The sequence below is a fragment of the uncultured Methylobacterium sp. genome (assembly GCF_964251405.1).
Lineage (GTDB): Bacteria > Pseudomonadota > Alphaproteobacteria > Rhizobiales > Beijerinckiaceae > Methylobacterium.
The window spans coordinates 1-16,201 of the sequence record NZ_CAXUJR010000018.1 but is presented as its reverse complement, the minus strand read 5'-3'; the positions used below and the strand labels follow the sequence as shown (position 1 = coordinate 16,201).

14 protein-coding genes and 1 tRNA gene are annotated in these 16,201 nt (G+C 67.0%); all 15 read left to right on the top strand.

Features of this window, described 5'->3' with window-relative positions:
- The first annotated feature begins 215 nt into the window (after window positions 1–215).
- The 15 genes from ACFE7U_RS05445 to ACFE7U_RS05375 all read left to right on the top strand — a co-directional run bounded on the left by ACFE7U_RS05445 (window position 216) and on the right by ACFE7U_RS05375 (window position 15,660).
- A complete protein-coding gene (locus tag ACFE7U_RS05445; protein WP_375408717.1) occupies window positions 216–1,160 on the top strand; it encodes a ribose-phosphate pyrophosphokinase in 945 nt (314 codons plus the stop codon).
- A 122-nt stretch (window positions 1,161–1,282) separates the two neighbouring features.
- Window positions 1,283–1,999 carry a YoaK family protein gene (locus ACFE7U_RS05440; RefSeq protein WP_375408716.1) on the top strand — a complete coding sequence of 239 codons (717 nt, stop codon included), beginning with the start codon at window positions 1,283–1,285 and terminating at the stop codon, window positions 1,997–1,999.
- A gap of 208 nt (window positions 2,000–2,207) precedes the next feature.
- Window positions 2,208–2,918 (top strand): DUF1013 domain-containing protein, encoded by a 711-nt coding sequence (locus tag ACFE7U_RS05435; protein ID WP_375408715.1) that lies wholly within the window; start codon window positions 2,208–2,210, stop codon window positions 2,916–2,918.
- A gap of 193 nt (window positions 2,919–3,111) precedes the next feature.
- A complete protein-coding gene (locus ACFE7U_RS05430; RefSeq protein ID WP_375408714.1) occupies window positions 3,112–3,612 on the top strand; it encodes a hypothetical protein in 501 nt (166 codons plus the stop codon).
- A gap of 435 nt (window positions 3,613–4,047) precedes the next feature.
- Window positions 4,048–7,191: an alkaline phosphatase gene (locus ACFE7U_RS05425; protein WP_375408713.1), complete on the top strand. Its 3,144-nt coding sequence runs from the start codon at window positions 4,048–4,050 to the stop codon at window positions 7,189–7,191.
- A gap of 364 nt (window positions 7,192–7,555) precedes the next feature.
- Window positions 7,556–9,280: a 30S ribosomal protein S1 gene (gene rpsA / locus ACFE7U_RS05420; RefSeq protein ID WP_375408712.1), complete on the top strand. Its 1,725-nt coding sequence runs from the start codon at window positions 7,556–7,558 to the stop codon at window positions 9,278–9,280.
- Between the two features lie 364 nt (window positions 9,281–9,644).
- Entirely contained in the window at window positions 9,645–10,607 is a 963-nt protein-coding gene (sppA, locus tag ACFE7U_RS05415) for a signal peptide peptidase SppA (protein ID WP_375408711.1), read from the top strand.
- Window positions 10,608–10,685: 78 nt separating this feature from the next.
- Entirely contained in the window at window positions 10,686–11,000 is a 315-nt protein-coding gene (gene ihfB, locus ACFE7U_RS05410) for an integration host factor subunit beta (protein WP_375408710.1), read from the top strand.
- 22 nt (window positions 11,001–11,022) lie between these two features.
- Window positions 11,023–11,385 (top strand): lipopolysaccharide assembly protein LapA domain-containing protein, encoded by a 363-nt coding sequence (locus ACFE7U_RS05405; RefSeq protein ID WP_375408709.1) that lies wholly within the window; start codon window positions 11,023–11,025, stop codon window positions 11,383–11,385.
- Between the two features lie 8 nt (window positions 11,386–11,393).
- On the top strand, window positions 11,394–12,038 hold the full coding sequence (locus ACFE7U_RS05400) for a phosphoribosylanthranilate isomerase (protein WP_375408708.1): 645 nt from the start codon (window positions 11,394–11,396) through the stop codon (window positions 12,036–12,038).
- A 109-nt stretch (window positions 12,039–12,147) separates the two neighbouring features.
- The gene (gene trpB / locus ACFE7U_RS05395; RefSeq protein ID WP_375408707.1) at window positions 12,148–13,389 is read left to right on the top strand and encodes a tryptophan synthase subunit beta; all 1,242 of its coding nucleotides are present in this window, start codon (window positions 12,148–12,150) and stop codon (window positions 13,387–13,389) included.
- Between the two features lie 98 nt (window positions 13,390–13,487).
- Window positions 13,488–13,564, top strand: a tRNA-Met gene (locus tag ACFE7U_RS05390).
- A 430-nt stretch (window positions 13,565–13,994) separates the two neighbouring features.
- Entirely contained in the window at window positions 13,995–14,513 is a 519-nt protein-coding gene (locus tag ACFE7U_RS05385; RefSeq protein WP_375408706.1) for a hypothetical protein, read from the top strand.
- Between the two features lie 71 nt (window positions 14,514–14,584).
- Window positions 14,585–14,902 carry a hypothetical protein gene (locus ACFE7U_RS05380; protein WP_375408705.1) on the top strand — a complete coding sequence of 106 codons (318 nt, stop codon included), beginning with the start codon at window positions 14,585–14,587 and terminating at the stop codon, window positions 14,900–14,902.
- A gap of 539 nt (window positions 14,903–15,441) precedes the next feature.
- On the top strand, window positions 15,442–15,660 hold the full coding sequence (locus ACFE7U_RS05375) for a hypothetical protein (protein ID WP_375408704.1): 219 nt from the start codon (window positions 15,442–15,444) through the stop codon (window positions 15,658–15,660).
- Window positions 15,661–16,201: the final 541 nt, after the last annotated feature.

Here is a 16,201-nt window from a genome sequence, read left to right as displayed (position 1 = left end):
TGTGAATCGGGTGACGCTCGGCGTGCCCATGGCCCCTGCCTTCTATGAAGGCATTGTGACGCCCCTATGCCACTGATAAGAGCGCGGGCATCGAAGGGCCGGCAGGGCCGTGCGACGGCGGACGGGTCCGGCAAGCGAACGGGCGACCGCACCGGGCGGCCCGTCGGGCGCCGCCCGCACCCGGCGGCGCGAGGATAATGGCAGGACATCCCGGCATGAAATCCTCGATCAAGATCGTCGCCGGGAACGCGAGCCGACCGCTGGCCGAGGCGATCGCCGCCTATCTCGAGATTCCCCTCGCCAAATGCATGGTCCGGCGCTTCGCCGACATGGAGATCTTCGTCGAGCTTCAGGAGAACGTCCGCGGCGAGGACGTGTTCATCGTCCAGTCGACCTCCTACCCGGCCAACGATCACCTGATGGAGCTCCTCATCATGATCGATGCCGCGCGGCGCTCCTCGGCCCGGCGCATCACCGCGGTGGTCCCGTATTTCGGCTATGCCCGCCAGGACCGGCGCACCTCCGGCCGCACCCCGATCTCGGCCAAGCTCGTGGCCAACCTCATCACGGAAGCCGGGGCCGACCGGGTGATGACGCTGGACCTCCATGCCGGCCAGATCCAGGGCTTCTTCGACATCCCCACCGACAACCTCTTCGCCGCCCCGGTGATCGTGCGCGACATCAAGGAGCGCCTCGACCCGCGGGACTGGATGGTGGTCTCCCCCGACGTCGGCGGCGTCGTGCGCGCGCGCGCCATCGCCAAGCGGATCGACGCCACGCTCGCCATCGTCGACAAGCGCCGCGAGCGCCCGGGCGAGTCCGAGGTCATGAACATCATCGGCGAGGTCGAGGGGCGTTCGTGCATCCTCGTCGACGACATCGTCGATTCCGGCGGCACCCTGGTCAACGCCGCCGACGCGCTCCTCAACGCCGGTGCCAAGGACGTCTCGGCCTACATCACGCACGGGGTGCTCTCGGGGGGGGCGGTCTCGCGCATCGCCGCATCGCGGATGAAGGAGCTCGTGATCACCGACTCCATCCAGCCGACCCAGGCCGTCAAGCTCGCCCGCAACATCCGGGTGGTGGCGATCGCTCCCCTGCTCGGCGAGGCGATCGGCCGGACCGCGACGGAATCGAGCGTATCGAGCCTGTTCGCCTGAGAGGAACTCCGACCGTTCGGAATCCGCCCAACCGGATTTGGTCGGACCCGTGTCTTGCCCTAAGGGCGCAATCGCCTAAACCGCGCCTTCCCCGTTCCGAGGACGGGCGGAAGGAGGACGCGATGCGGTTCGGGAATACCATCCAGCCCCTGCGCGGGGAGAGGGCCGCAATCGATCGCGACGGCCTGATCGGCACCGGGCTCGCGTTCACGGCGGGCTTCGTCGACGCCGCCGCCTTCATCGCGCTCGCCGGGCTGTTCACGGCGCACGTGACGGGCAACTTCGTCCTCATCGGTGCCGAGCTGGTCTCGTCCTCCACTGGCGTGATCGCCAAGGTCCTGGCGCTGCCGGCCTTCATCCTGGCCGTCATGGCCACGAGGCTGATCGGCCTCGCGCTGGAGCGGCGCCGGCTGGCACCCCTCCGTTATCTCCTGGGCGTCGAAGCCTTCGCGCTCACCGCCTTCGGCGCCTCCGGCCTCGCGCTGGCGCCGTTCACGTCGCCCGACAGCCCCGCGGCCGTGTTCGTGAGCATGCTGGGCGTGACCGCGATGGGGATCCAGAACGCCATCGGCCGCCTCTCCCTCGGCCACCTCGCCGCCACCACCGTCATGACCGTCAACGTCACCCAGACGGTCCTCGACGCCACCGACCTCTGGAAGGGCACCTCCGGCCCCGACAATCCGGCGCGCGCCCGCCTGCGACGCATGCTGCCCGCCGTGATCGCCTTCGCGGTCGGCGCATTGGCAGGCGCGTTCGGGGTGGCGGCCTGGTCGTTCTGGTGCCTCGCGGTGCCGGTCGCCGTGCTCGCGGCGCTGATGATCCTCTCGGAACCGTCCTGACGGAGCATCCACACTCGTCCTCGCGTTCGGCTCACCCACTGACGCCGTTGAAACGGAATTGCATCGGTCCGCTCGGAGCCTGTATAGAGACGGCTTCCCTATTGACGCGTTGAGACGGGATGTTGCCGGCCAGGATAGGCCGGCGCGAACGGCGCCCTGTCCGCGGCGCGCGAGCGCCCGTCCGCGCGAACCTCGTTGGAGTTGCCCGATGTCCCAGGGTCCGCTGATGCCCAAGGCGACCGCCGTCTGGCTGGTCGAGAACACCTCGCTCGCCTTCGAGCAGATCGCCGATTTCTGCAAGCTCCACCCGCTCGAGGTGAAGGGCATCGCCGACGGCGAGGTCGCTGCCGGGATCAAGGGGCTCGATCCGGTCACCACCGGTCAGCTAACCCGCGACGAGATCGAGAAGGCCCAGAAGGCGCCCGAGTACAAGCTCAAGGTCGCCGTCTCGAAGGTGAAGCTCCCGGAGGTCAAGCGCACCACCAAGGGTCCGCGCTACACCCCGCTGTCGCGGCGCCAGGACCGGCCCAACGCCATCCTCTGGCTGTTGCGCAACCACCCCGAGCTCAAGGACGCGCAGGTCATCCGCCTCGTCGGCACCACCAAGTCGACGATCCAGCAGATCCGCGAGCGCACCCACTGGAACTCCAGCGCCCTTCAGCCGATGGACCCGGTGACGCTCGGCCTGTGCACCCAGATCGACCTCGATTTCGAGGTGCAGCGCGCCGCCAAGGACCGGCCCGCCACCGTGCCGGCGGATGTCGGCGCCAGCCTCCTGCCCACCGAGATCTCGACGGCGCCGGAGACCGACGAGCACGCCGAGCATCACCGCAACGCCCGCGATGAGAAGCTCAACGTCGATTCCGTCTTCGCTAAGCTCAAGGGCATGCGGCAGACGGACGATGACGACGAGGACTGATCGCAGGGTCCGACCGAGCCGAGGCGGCAGCTCCGCGACGGCGCTGCCGCCTCGCCTCACGCGATCGGCTCGCCAAGCGTGGAAAAATAACTGATACTGATCCGCCGCGATGGGCGAGGGACGGTATCAGGAGCGCCCGATGGCCTCTTCGGGAACAGACGCCGACGCCGGACTGGTCCCCGATCAGGTCTTGATGTCGGACCATGCTTCGGATCCAGACCTCGGCGCCACGCCGTACTCGTTCGGTCAGGCCGTCGAGGAACCGGTGACCCTGGCCGAATCGCTGATGAAGCAAGCGGGCTGGACCGCGGCGAACTTCGGCACCGACGGCCCCAACCCGCCCTACCTGCGCATCGGCGGCAAGCTCTGGGTGACGCTCACCGAATACGAGCCGTGCTTCTCCTCGTTCCGCCGCGACCGGATGCTGTTCCGTTCCAAGGTCTCGATGGCCGACCATCTCGCCCGCTACGGCGAGATCATGATCGATCCCATCGCCTTCGAGGAATGCTACGGACCGGGGGAGGGGACCGACGCGACCTTCCCGTTCGGCGCCTGGCTCGAGATCCGGGAAGTCGGCTTCACCGGGCTGACCCTGTGGGGCCGCCGCCACGGTTCGGTCGTGCTGCCCTTGGAACCGTTGGCGGTCGCCTCGGCGGTCTGGCTGCGGACGGCCGCCGCGCCGCCGTCCAGCTGACCCGAAGCCCGCCCACCTGCCGGCGATCCGGCGGGACCCACTCCCCGCTTCCATGGATCCATGGATCCATCGGTCATGTCGCCGAGGCCCGCCGCCCGCGACCGCATGAGCAGGCCGTGTCATGGTCGACAGGCGTCACGATCATACGTGTTACGTTATCTCATGACGCAGTACTTGTGATGGGACATTGCTACAAAGCAGAAACTATTCGGAAATGATGTGCCGGCCGGCGTCAGCGCGGCCTTACCTTCACATGACTGTCGCAGACACCCGGCTAGAAGCTGAAGCGTAGAAGCGCACAGAAGCAGAACGCGGTTTCACTTGCGGCGAACGCCGTTCTGCCCCGCTCGCGCGGATACATTGTAACAATCACCGACAGAACGGGCGACGCGGCCGCGCAGCGGTTCGATCGCATCCCAGAGGGAAGGTGCCGCCATGGCTTCCACCGCGAGCCCCATCAAGAACGTCATCGTCATGATCGCCGACGGCGCCGGCTTCAACACGCTGGAAGCGACACGGCTCTACCTTCAAGGGCTCGCCAGCGGCGATCCGCGCGCGGGCGCCGCCGGCAAGGTCCTGATCGCCGACGGCGGCGCCTTCACGGCCACCGCGCAGTCCGTCTATCCGCTCGACACGCGCACGACCCCGATTCCCGGCGCGACCGGCACTGCGCAGAACCCCGCCGTCGTCTACGACCCGGCTAAGAACTACGATTTCAGGCCCGTGGCCGGCGTCGACGCCCTTGGTTATGCGCGCGGCTTCGCCGGCTACGAGTGGAACCGCGCGACCTACCCGGATTCGGGCAACACCGCGTCTGCGATTGCCACCGGAGGGAAGACCTACAACAACGCCATCGACGTCGACGGCGCAGGCGAGGCCCTGTTCTCGATCGCCGAACTGGCCAAGCAGCAGGGCAAGGCCACGGGCGTCGTCACCACCGTCCAATTCAGCGACGCGACGCCTTCGGCCACCGGCGGCGCCCACAACATCGCCCGCTCGAACGCAAACCAGATCGCGCTGGAGATGTTCGGCGCCGGCACCCTCGACGTGATCGCCGGCACTGGCAACCCGGATTACGACGACAACGGCCGCCTGCGCACGACGGGACAGGACTACACGTGGATCGGCCAGGATCAGTGGAACGCCCTCAAGGCCGACACCTACCGCTCCGCCGACGGCCAGAGCTGGAACCTGCTTCAGGACCGCGCCTCGATCGTGGCGGCCGGCACCGGCACGCCGACCAATGAACGCCTCGCGATGATCACGCAGGCCTTCACGTCGAGCAACTTCAACCGCTCGGGCGCCTCGGCCCCCAACACCACCGAAATTCCGTTCAGCGTCGCGCGGCTCGCGACCTCGCCGACCCTGTCGGAGCTGAGCCTCGCGGCCCTCAACAAGCTCAACCAGGACCCCGACGGCCTCTATCTCTCGATCGAGGGCGGTGCGGTCGACCGCGCCATGCACGCGAATAACCTAGGCCGCATGATCGAGGAATACATCGAGTTCAACAATGCGGTGAAGAGCGTCGTCGACTACATCAACTCGGCCGAGAGCCGTGCCACCTTCGAGGATACGCTCCTCATCGTCACCGCCGACCACGACCACCTGCTGTTCGGCCCCGAAGGCGCGACGGTGCCGTTCCAGGCGGTGCAGCCCGACCGGAACAGCGACGGCGTGCCCGAAGGCCTGTTCTTCAGCGGCAATCACTCGAATCAGGTGATCCCGCTCTTCGCCGCGGGCTCTGGCTCGACGCTCCTCACCTCGCTGGCGGATCAGGTCGACTCGGCCGTGAACGCCCAGGGTCAGCGGGTCGGACCGGGGCGCGCCTTCACCGATCAGGCCGAGCTCGGCGATTTTCTCCAGGCTCAGCTTCGGCTCAACGCCACCGCCGTCACCGCCGGCAACGACACGCTCATCGGCAGCGATGCCGGCGAGACCCTGAACGGCATGGCCGGCAACGACTTCATCGACGGCCGCGGCGGCAACGACACGATCGACGGGGGCGCGGGCAACGACACGCTCGCGGGCGGCACCGGCAACGACGCGATCACGGGCGGTGCCGGCAACGACATCGCGTTCTTCAACGTGACCACGGACGGGGCCGACACGGCCAACCTCGGGGACGGCACCGACGTCGTCAACGTCGCAGCCGCGGCGGCCGGTCAGGTGCGCCTGACCTTCACCTCGGCCCAGGTCGGCAACGGCAGCGCCAACGAGACCACCACGATGGCGAACCAGGACGGCGGCCTCGCGGTACGCCTCCAGGCCGAGGGCGCGGGCGATGCCCTCACGGGCGTCGCGAGTCGCTTCGACGACGAGGGCATCACCTTCGTCTCGGCGACCACGGGCGTCACCTTCGACGTCCGCGACCTCGTCGCCGGGACCCAGCGCGGCGATGGGTTCGAGGTGGTCAACCTCGGCACATCCGGCAACGACGCCCTGTCGATCGCGGTCCCGGCCGCCCCCGCGACGGCGCTGCCGGCACGCTCGCATTACTTCAACGCCGGCGCCGGCAACGACGTGATCACCGGCGGCAGCGGAGCGGACTTCCTCGTCGGCGGCGCCGGCGACGACACCCTGAACGGCGGGGCCGGCAACGACAGTTTCATCGGTGGTGCCGGTAACGACAGCTTCAACGGAGGTGCGGGCATCGACCGGGCGATCTTCACCTTCGCGCTCGGTGCCGTCGCCGTCGGGATGAACGCGGCCGGCGCCACCACCATCACGGGACCCGACGGGAGCGACACCTTCCGCGGCATCGAGCAGTTCGTGTTCAGCGACCGGACGATCGACAATGCCGATGGGTCGCCGCTGGTCGACGACCTGTTCTACCTCTCGCGCAACCAGGACGTGGCCGCCTCGGGCCAGGACGCCGACGCCCACTACGCCGCCAACGGCTTCCGCGAAGGCCGCGATCCCAACGCCCTGTTCTCCACCAGCGGCTACCTTGCCGTGAACCCTGACGTCGCCCGCGCCGGCCTCAACCCCCTCGACCACTACGACCGCTTCGGCTTCAAGGAAGGCCGCGACCCGAGCGCGCTCTTCGACAACGAGGCCTACCTCGCCCGCAACGCCGACGTCCGTGCCGCCGGCCTCGATCCGCTCAAGCACTACCTCGAATACGGCCAGGCCGAAGGCCGCTCCATCAACGCCGCCATCGGCAGGGCCTCCGACATCCGCGGCGGCTTCGACGCCGAATTCTACCTCCTGTCGAACGCCGACGTCGCCCGCGCCGCCTCGGCCAGCACCGACGCCTTCGCGTTCGCCCGCCAGCATTTCAGCCAGTTCGGCGCCGCCGAGGGCCGCAACCCCAACGCGGTCTTCGACACCAAGGGCTACCTCGCGGCCTATGCGGACGTGCGCGCGAGCGGGATCGACCCGCTCGCCCACTACGACACGGTCGGCTTCAAGGAGGGCCGCGACCCGGGCGTCGGCTTCGACTCCTCGGCCTATCTCGCCGCCTATTCCGATGTCCGCGCCGCGGGCATCGACCCGATGCAGCATTACCTGCAGGCCGGGCTCTACGAGGGCCGATCCGCCTTCGCGGATACCACCTTCGGCGCCGGAACCATCGGCTGAGCCATCGGGAAGAAGCCCCGCGGCCCTCTCGGCGCGTTGGCTCGCAAGGATAGGAAAGGGCCGCGGCGACAGTCGTGGCCCTTTCCCGTTGTAGGAGCGGCGATCGACTCTGTTGCCCGGCGCCGCACGATCGGGTATGGCGTCGCCCATCCATCAGGATGGAAGCGACGACGCTCGGGCTAGGTCCGCCCGCCGCCGCCCCGTTCCGGAGGACGGCCCTCAACCATCGTTGAGACTGCATCGGCCCTCCCTGCGAGGAGGTGAGCCCGTCGCATCCGTGAGGAGCGCGGGCGGCGATCGTCGAGGGTCCCCCGTCACACGAGCCGCCGATGCCGGCCTCGATCGAGGCCTGTCAGGAGACAGAATGACCGCTGGTAGCGCCCTGCAGCGTAACCCGAGCCGCGATGACTTCGCGGCTCTCCTCGAGGAGAGCTTCCTCGAGCACGAGATCACCGAAGGCTCCGTCGTCAAGGGTCGCGTCGTCGCGATCGAGAAGGACGTCGCCGTCATCGACATCGGCGCCAAAACGGAAGGCCGCGTCGCCCTCAAGGAATTCAACGGCCCCGGCCGCGACGACGACCTCGCCGTCGGCGACGAGGTCGAGGTCTATGTCGACCGCATCGAGAACGCGCTCGGCGAGGCCGTCATCTCGCGCGACAAGGCGCGCCGTGAGGAGAGCTGGGTCAAGCTCGAGAAGGCCTTCGAGGCCAACGAGCGCGTCACCGGCGCGATCTTCAACCAGGTCAAGGGCGGCTACACCGTCGACCTCGACGGCGCCGTGGCCTTCCTGCCGCGCTCCCAGGTCGACATCCGCCCTGTGCGCGACGTCACCCCGCTTCTCGGCACGCCGCAGCCCTTCCAGATCCTCAAGATGGATCGCCGGCGGGGCAACATCGTCGTCTCGCGCCGCACGGTCCTCGAAGAGAGCCGCGCCGAGCAGCGCTCCGAGCTCGTGGCCAACCTCGAAGAGGGCCAGGTCATCGACGGCGTCGTCAAGAACATCACCGAGTACGGCGCCTTCGTCGACCTCGGCGGAATCGACGGCCTCTTGCACGTCACCGACATGGCCTGGCGCCGTGTCAACCACCCGTCCGAGGTCGTCACCATCGGCCAGACGGTCAAGGTCAAGATCATCAAGATCAACCACGAGACCCACCGCATCTCGCTCGGCATCAAGCAGCTGCTGGCCGATCCGTGGGAGGGCATCGCCCAGCGCTATCCGGTCGATGCCAAGATCAAGGGCCGCGTCACCAACATCACCGATTACGGCGCCTTCGTGGAGCTGGAGCCGGGGATCGAGGGCCTGATCCACGTTTCCGAGATGAGCTGGACGAAGAAGAACGTCCATCCGGGCAAGATCGTCTCCACCTCCCAGGAAGTGGAAGTGCAGATCCTCGAGGTCGATCCGGTCAAGCGCCGCATCTCGCTCGGCCTCAAGCAGACCCTGCAGAACCCGTGGGAGGCCTTCGCCGAGAAGCATCCCGTCGGTTCTGAGGTCGAGGGCGAGGTCAAGAACAAGACCGAGTTCGGCCTGTTCATCGGTCTCGAGGGCGACGTCGACGGCATGGTCCACCTGTCGGATCTCGACTGGAACCGTCCCGGCGAGCAGGTCATCGAGGAGTTCAAGAAGGGCGACATGCTGCGTGCCCAGGTTCTCGACGTCGATGTCGAGAAGGAGCGCATCTCGCTGGGCGTGAAGCAGCTCGGTGGCGACCCCTTCGCGGAGGCCGGTGAGCTCAAGAAGGGTCAGATCGTGACCTGCGAAGTCACCGAGGTGAAGGATTCGGGCGTCGACGTGAAGATCGTCGACACCGACTTGACCACCTTCATCCGCCGGGCCGAGCTTGCCCGCGACCGCGGCGACCAGCGCCCCGAGCGTTTCGCCGCCGGCGAGAAGTTCGACGCCCGCGTGATCCAGTTCGACCGCAAGGTCCGCCGGGTCCAGCTCTCGATCAAGGCCCTGGAGATGGCCGAGGAGAAGGAGGCGATGGCCCAGTTCGGCTCCGCCGATTCGGGTGCCTCGCTCGGCGAGATCCTGGGCGCGGCCTTCAAGAAGGCCCGCACCAGCGACGACAAGGACGAGGAATAGCCTCGCGACCCCGCCGCCCCTCGCCGGGCGGCGGACGAGCGTTCGAAACGCCCGCGCGGGATCGCCTCCCGCGCGGGTTTTTTGTTGTCGCGAGCCGAAACCGTCCTCCCTCCGCGGGGGGAGTGAAAAATGACGCTTCACGCGATCGGCACCGGGCCGCCGACGGTCCCTCCGCGTTGCCCCCTTGCCGGTGCGCCGCAGGCAACGCTAGAACACGGCTCGCGGGCAGAGCCCCGGCCCGCAAGCCCATGCGTACCAACGACTTGGTCCGCGCCAAAGGTGGTGCAAACCAAGCCGCGATGTGGGACAAGGTGCTTAAGAACAGGCCCGTCCATCGGGCCGGACACCGGGAGTGACCGAGCGTATGGCAGCGGACGCCGAACTTCTGATCGATCGTCGGCGCCTGCGCCGCAAGCTCTCCCTCTGGCGGGTGGTCGGCATCGGCTCCCTCGTCGTGGCGGTGGGCGCGGTCGGCCTGCGCCTGCGCGGCGGCGAGGTCGCCGGCTTCGGTGCGATTAGGCCTCAGATCGCTAGGATCACGGTCGGCGGCTTCATCGCCGGAAGCGAGGAGACGACGAAGCTGATCGCACGGGTTCGCGATTCCAGCGCGGTACAGGGCGTCGTGGTCTCGATCTCTTCTCCGGGTGGCACCACCACGGGCTCGGAGGAGCTTCACCGCAACCTGCGCGCGCTCGCCGAGAAGAAGCCGATGGTGGCCTTCGTCGACGGCACCGCTGCCTCGGGCGCCTATATCGCGGCGCTCGCCGCAGACCACATCGTCGCGCGCGAGACGGCCCTCATCGGCTCGATCGGCGTGCTGTTCCAGTATCCGGACGTGTCGGGGCTCCTCGACAAGGTCGGGGTCAAGGTCGAATCGATCAAGTCGGCGCCTCTCAAGGCCGAGCCGTCGGGCTTCACCCCGACTTCGCCGGAGGCCCGCGCGGCGCTCGCCGCCGTCGTCGGCGACACCTTCGCCTGGTTCAAGGGCCTCGTGGCCGACCGTCGCAAGATGGATGACAAGCAGCTCGCCACGGTCTCGGACGGCCGCGTCTTCAGTGGTCGTCAAAGCGTGCCGCTCAATCTCGTGGACGAGCTCGGCGGCGAACCTCAGGCGGTTGCCTGGCTGGAGAACAGCCGCGGCGTCGCCAAGGGCCTGCCCGTCACCGATTGGAAGCCCAAGGCCAGGAGCGATTTCCAGCTCTGGTCCGCGCTCGGCCTCGGCGCCGATCTGCTTGGGCTCGAAGGGCTTGGCCAGCGATTGCGCGCGGTGGGCAGCGAGACGGCCGACCTCGCCCAGGGCGGCCTCCTGGCCCTCTGGCGTCCCTGACGGAGCGCAAGGCCTCTGTCGAGGCCTTTCCATCCACCGCCGGAAATTCCGGCAACAGACCTCCGAGAAGACCGCCGCATGATCAAATCGGAGCTCGTGCTGAAGATCGCCGAGCAGAACCCGCATCTCTATCAGCGCGATGTCGAGACCCTGGTCAACGCCATCCTCGACACCATCGCCGACGCCCTGGCGCGCGGCGACCGGGTCGAGCTGCGCGGCTTCGGAGCGTTCTCGGTCAAGCGCCGGGACGCCCGGCGCGGACGCAACCCGCGCACGGGGGCGGCCGTTGCCGTCTCCGAGAAGGCGATCCCCGTGTTCAAGACCGGCAAGGAGATGCGCCAGCGCTTGAACGAGGCGGGCATCGGCGACGAGCAATCCGTCTCGACCTCATGATTTGGACAACCGGAGGGTTTCGATGATCCGCTTCCTCAAGGGCCTGGTGCTGCTGCCGGTGGCGATCGTCGTCGTCGCCCTGGCCGTGGCCAACCGCGAGGCGGTGCGCCTGTCCTTCGACCCGTTCTCGCCGGATATGCCAGTGTTCAGCGTGACGCTGCCGCTCTATGTCATCCTGTTCGCCGCCGTGGCGCTCGGCGTCGTGCTCGGCGGCATCGGCACCTGGGCCGGCCAGTCGAGCACGCGTCGGCAGAGCCGCGAGCGCCGCCGCGAGATCCATCGCCTCGAGACCGAGACGAGCCGGTTGAAGACGCAGGTCGAGAACCGCAACGACGGTTTCGCGCGCGGTCCCTCGGACCGCGTCGCCCTGCCGGCTCCGCGCTGACGGCGGGCATGCCCGGCGACCGCGTCAAGATCTGCGGGCTGAGCACGGCCGAGACCCTAAGGGCCGCCCTCGATGCCGGCGCGGACCTCGTCGGCTTCGTGCATTTCCCCAAGAGCCCGCGCCATGTCGGCCTGGAGGAGGGCGCCCGGCTGTCGGCGCAGGCGAAGGGCCACGCCGAGCGGGTCCTGCTCCTCGTCGATCCCGACGATGCCCTGGTGGCGGCGAGCGTGGCGGCCATCGAGCCCGATCTGATCCAGCTCCACGGCGGCGAGACGCCCGAGCGCGTCATCGAGATCCGCCGCGCGAGCGGGCGGCCGGTGATGAAGGCGCTCGGCGTCGCAGGTCGCGAGGACCTCGCCGGCATGACCGCCTATGCGGGCGCCGCCGACCGCATCCTCCTCGATGCCAGGCCGCCGAAGGGGGCCGACCTGCCCGGCGGCAACGGCCAGGCCTTCGACTGGGAGATCCTGAGCGGCACAGACCTGCCCGTCGGCCTGATGCTCTCGGGCGGCCTGACGCCGGGGAATGTCAGCGAGGCCCTGCGCCGCACGGGTGTCACGGCCGTGGACGTCTCCTCAGGCGTCGAGGGCTCCCCCGGCGTCAAGGACCCGGCGCTGATCCGCGCCTTCCTGGCAGCGGTGCGGGGCCGCTGAGCCTCGCATCCAACGCGTGACGGTCGTTCAGGCCGCATTGTCGGCGAACCGTGCTAGGGTCTAGGCAACCGCATCGAGGATGACAGACCGACTTGAAGGATTGCACGCCGTGACCATCGCCCCGACCCCGAACTCGTTCCGCACCGGACCCGACGAGCGCGGCCGCTTCGGCATCTTCGGCGGACGCTTCGTGGCCGAGACGCTGATGCCGTTGATCCTCGACCTCGAGGCCGCCTACGAGCAGGCCAAGGCCGACCCCTCGTTCCAGGCGGAGATGGACGGCTACCTGACCCATTACGTCGGCCGGCCGAGCCCGCTCTACTACGCCGAGCGCCTCACCGCTTATCTGCGCGAGCGCTCCAAGCCCGGATACGGCGCCAAGATCTACTTCAAGCGCGAGGAACTGAACCACACCGGCTCGCACAAGGTGAACAACGTGCTCGGCCAGATCATGTTGGCGCGCCGCATGGGCAAGCCGCGCATCATCGCCGAGACCGGAGCAGGCCAGCACGGTGTCGCCACCGCGACCCTCTGCGCGCGGTTCGGCCTCAAATGCGTGGTCTACATGGGCGCGGTCGACGTGGCCCGTCAGGCCCCCAACGTGTTCCGCATGAAGATGCTGGGCGCCGAGGTGGTCCCGGTGCAGTCGGGCACCCGCACTCTCAAGGACGCGATGAACGAGGCCCTTCGCGACTGGGTCACCAACGTGTCCGACACGTTCTACTGCATCGGCACGGTCGCCGGCCCACACCCCTATCCGGCGATGGTGCGCGATTTCCAGTCCATCATCGGCGTCGAGACGAAGCAGCAGATGCTCGAGATCGAAGGGCGCCTGCCCGATTCGCTCATCGCCTGCATCGGCGGTGGCTCCAACGCCATGGGCCTGTTCCACCCCTTCCTCGACGACCGCGAGGTCGAGATTTTCGGGGTCGAGGCGGCCGGCCACGGCATCGCCTCGGGTCTGCATGCGGCCTCGCTCTCGGGCGGCAAGCCCGGCGTGCTGCACGGCAACCGCACCTACCTCCTGCAGGATGCCGACGGGCAGATCTCGGACGCGCATTCGATCTCGGCCGGCCTCGACTATCCCGGCATCGGCCCCGAGCACGCGTGGCTGCACGAAGCCGGGCGCGTCACCTACCTCTCGGCGACCGACACCGAGACCCTGGAGGCGTTCAAGCTGTGCTCGATGCTCGAGGGCATCATCCCCGCCCTGGAACCGGCCCACGCGCTGTCCAAGATCCTGGAGATCGCCCCGACGAAGCGGGCCGACCACCTCATGGTCCTCAACCTCTCGGGACGCGGCGACAAGGACATCCCGCAGGTCGCCGAGATCCTCGGTACCAAGCTGTGAGGACCACGCTTTCAGGCCGTTGACACCGCAAGCCGGATTTCCTTATACCCCCGGTCTCCGAAAGGCCGCTGCGTCCGCGCAGCGCGGCCCGACGTGATGGCGGGGTAGCTCAGCTGGTTAGAGCAGAGGAATCATAATCCTTGTGTCGGGGGTTCGAGTCCCTCTCTCGCTACCATAATTTTAGCCCGCTAGGTCAGTGACTTAGCGGGCTTTTTCTTGCCTTTGTCGCCCGGCAGACGTGTTGCGACGCCCTGCAACACGGCCTGTTGTTTTACAATGGGTTACATCTGGATGTCGGCCAGTCCATGCAACACAGGCGCAACACGTCCTCCCTCTCGCTCACCGCCTCATCGTGAGGACCACGAAGCCCGAGTAGGCCAGGGCGAACAGCATGAGGGCGAGGGCGTTGAGATCCATCCGGGGCTGCTTCCACTCACCAGGATACTGAAGCCCTTAAAGATGGATGCTCCTTCCCAAGTCTGGCAGGTGGTAGCGAACTGAGCGGTTATGGGTCATGGCTTGAGAGGTGCAGGCTACGGAAGTAGATGACCAAAGGGCGGACGCCGTGTGTGTTGTCGATGAACGAGCGTCGAGGGAGCGAGCGCGTGACCGATAATACCGTGCGAGACAATGATCCCCGGGCGACGGCGACCTGGCTCATGCGGGGCCGGTCAGAGACAGGTCAGCCCGCTCTGAAGGCCGTCGACCCAGTTGTCACCCTCAGGGTCACCTCTCAAAGATCGATCCAGGGCGAGCCCCCTGCCCCGACGGGCGATCGCGACTGGTCATCGTCCCTAGATCTGATCCACGAGGCCACAGAGGCCATCAGGATCAGCGAGGAGCGGGCCGCCGACCTTGAGCAGGAACTGGATCGCGTGACGGCCCAGGGCCAGGAACGGGCTCGGCTCCTCGAAGCGCAGGTCGCCGCGGCCGAGCGGCGGACGGAAAAGGCCGAGGAGCGCACCCGCATGGCGGAGAAGCGTGCGAGCGAAGCCGAGGCTTGGCTAGTACGGCTGCACGACGCGATCGTCGCCGGCTTTACCCGTCCCGCTGTCATGCCTTCGACAAACGAGGACGACGAGGACCATGAGCCTGCAAACGGAGCCCAGGCTTTCCACCGCTAGCGCATCGAAGGGGATCCGCATTCGAGACAGCGCGTGGGAAGTCGATCAGTTCGGTTTCTTCCGGCTCCACGGTGGTCGACGCCATCCTCGTGCGTCCTGCGAGAGCGTTCGTCTACTGCATGACAAACGATCCGACATTCGGCGAGCTCTACAAGGCCAAGGCGATCCTCGAAGCGGATCTTGAGGCCGCCATAGACGCCTTCATTGCTGACCCGACGACCGTCAGCTTCACGATTGGTGAGGCGTACACGGTCGATCCTCACGCTGCTGTGGCCGCGAGCCCGTTTGCTACCGCGACGATGGCCCAAGCCAATTCCAGCGAGTACGTGAAGCGCTCATTCGTGCGTATGGCGATCTTGCTATCAAAGCCGGTGAGAGTGGGTGCCTGATACCCTATAGCGGGGTGACCCAGAGCTCATGCAGGCCTTCCTTGTCCCGGAACCAGTTCACGTTGGAGATCGGGTCGGTTCCGCAGTCGTGGAAGGACTGCAGGATGCCACGGATCATGCGTTGAGCAGCCAGCCGTCCATCAATAGAGTGAGCGAGAAGGCGAGGTAGGGAGCCGCGAATTTTTCCTATGTCGCGGACATAAATCGAGTGGGACATAGCAACTCCAATCGGCCTAGCTTTTATAAGTAATATCTATGGAGCCAATGTCCGTAGTGATTACAGGTTCATAATCATTTAGATGTCAGTTAACGAAATTTATCAGACGGGCTGACAAGTACAAGAATTTGGCCGGGTCCAGGTAATCATCTTTCTCATTGATATGGACGCCGGCCTTAGGCCGGGTTCGAATTTGAACTAATTGGTCGCCTCCCCATGCGCCGGCGGCAATTCGCCCACTCGCGTCGTGTGGCGCAACCAAGCGGTAACCCTGGCACTCTAGGCCAACTCAGCCATCCACCTGGGAGCTGAGACCGCCTTGTTGACCAAGCAGCAGATCGCCGCCGAGCTCGCTCGCATGTCGAAGGTGCAGATCAGCGACATCACGCGGGCGATCAAGGATAGCCAGAAGGCCATCGCCCTGAACGAGGTGACCGACCTTGCCCGTCGCCTGAACCTGCTCGCTGACGCCGTTGCGACCAAACCGGCGGTCGCAGCAATGGCAATACCGAACACTGAGAGCATGCTCGAATCGGCGTAGATCGTTGCCTGGCCCTTGTCGCTACACGTGGCATGATGCGCGCGAGAGGAAGCTCACATGCCGCGCGAGATCCGCATCCCCGACCGATCGGAGGTGACCGACGACACGGCGCTTCTCCTCAACGTCGCTGCACGGCTCGCCTTCCCAGACGGCACCGTCTCGGGACTGGCCCCGCGTAACGCGGCATCGCGCGGGGAGCTCGAATACGAGCGAATCGGCGGCTGCCTCTACAACACGCTTGCGGCGATCACATGGGTTCAGAGCCTCGTTGGGAATGGTGCAGACGTACGCCAAAGGAACGCCGTAGGCCTTAGCCGACCGGCACAGGCACGCTGGTTGGCGTGGCGTGCACCTTCTGCCGCCGCTGCTAGAGCCTTTGGACGCCTGGATCTCCGCACAGCCTAAGCCGCAGCCCTCCCGGCGATCCGGGAAGCCTGCATGGATTCGGCACTTCATGAAGTCGCATGAAGGACATCCACTTCGATTGACGGGGTTGAATCGCAGACGGCCGGCCGGTGAACAACGGGGAGGATGCACAATG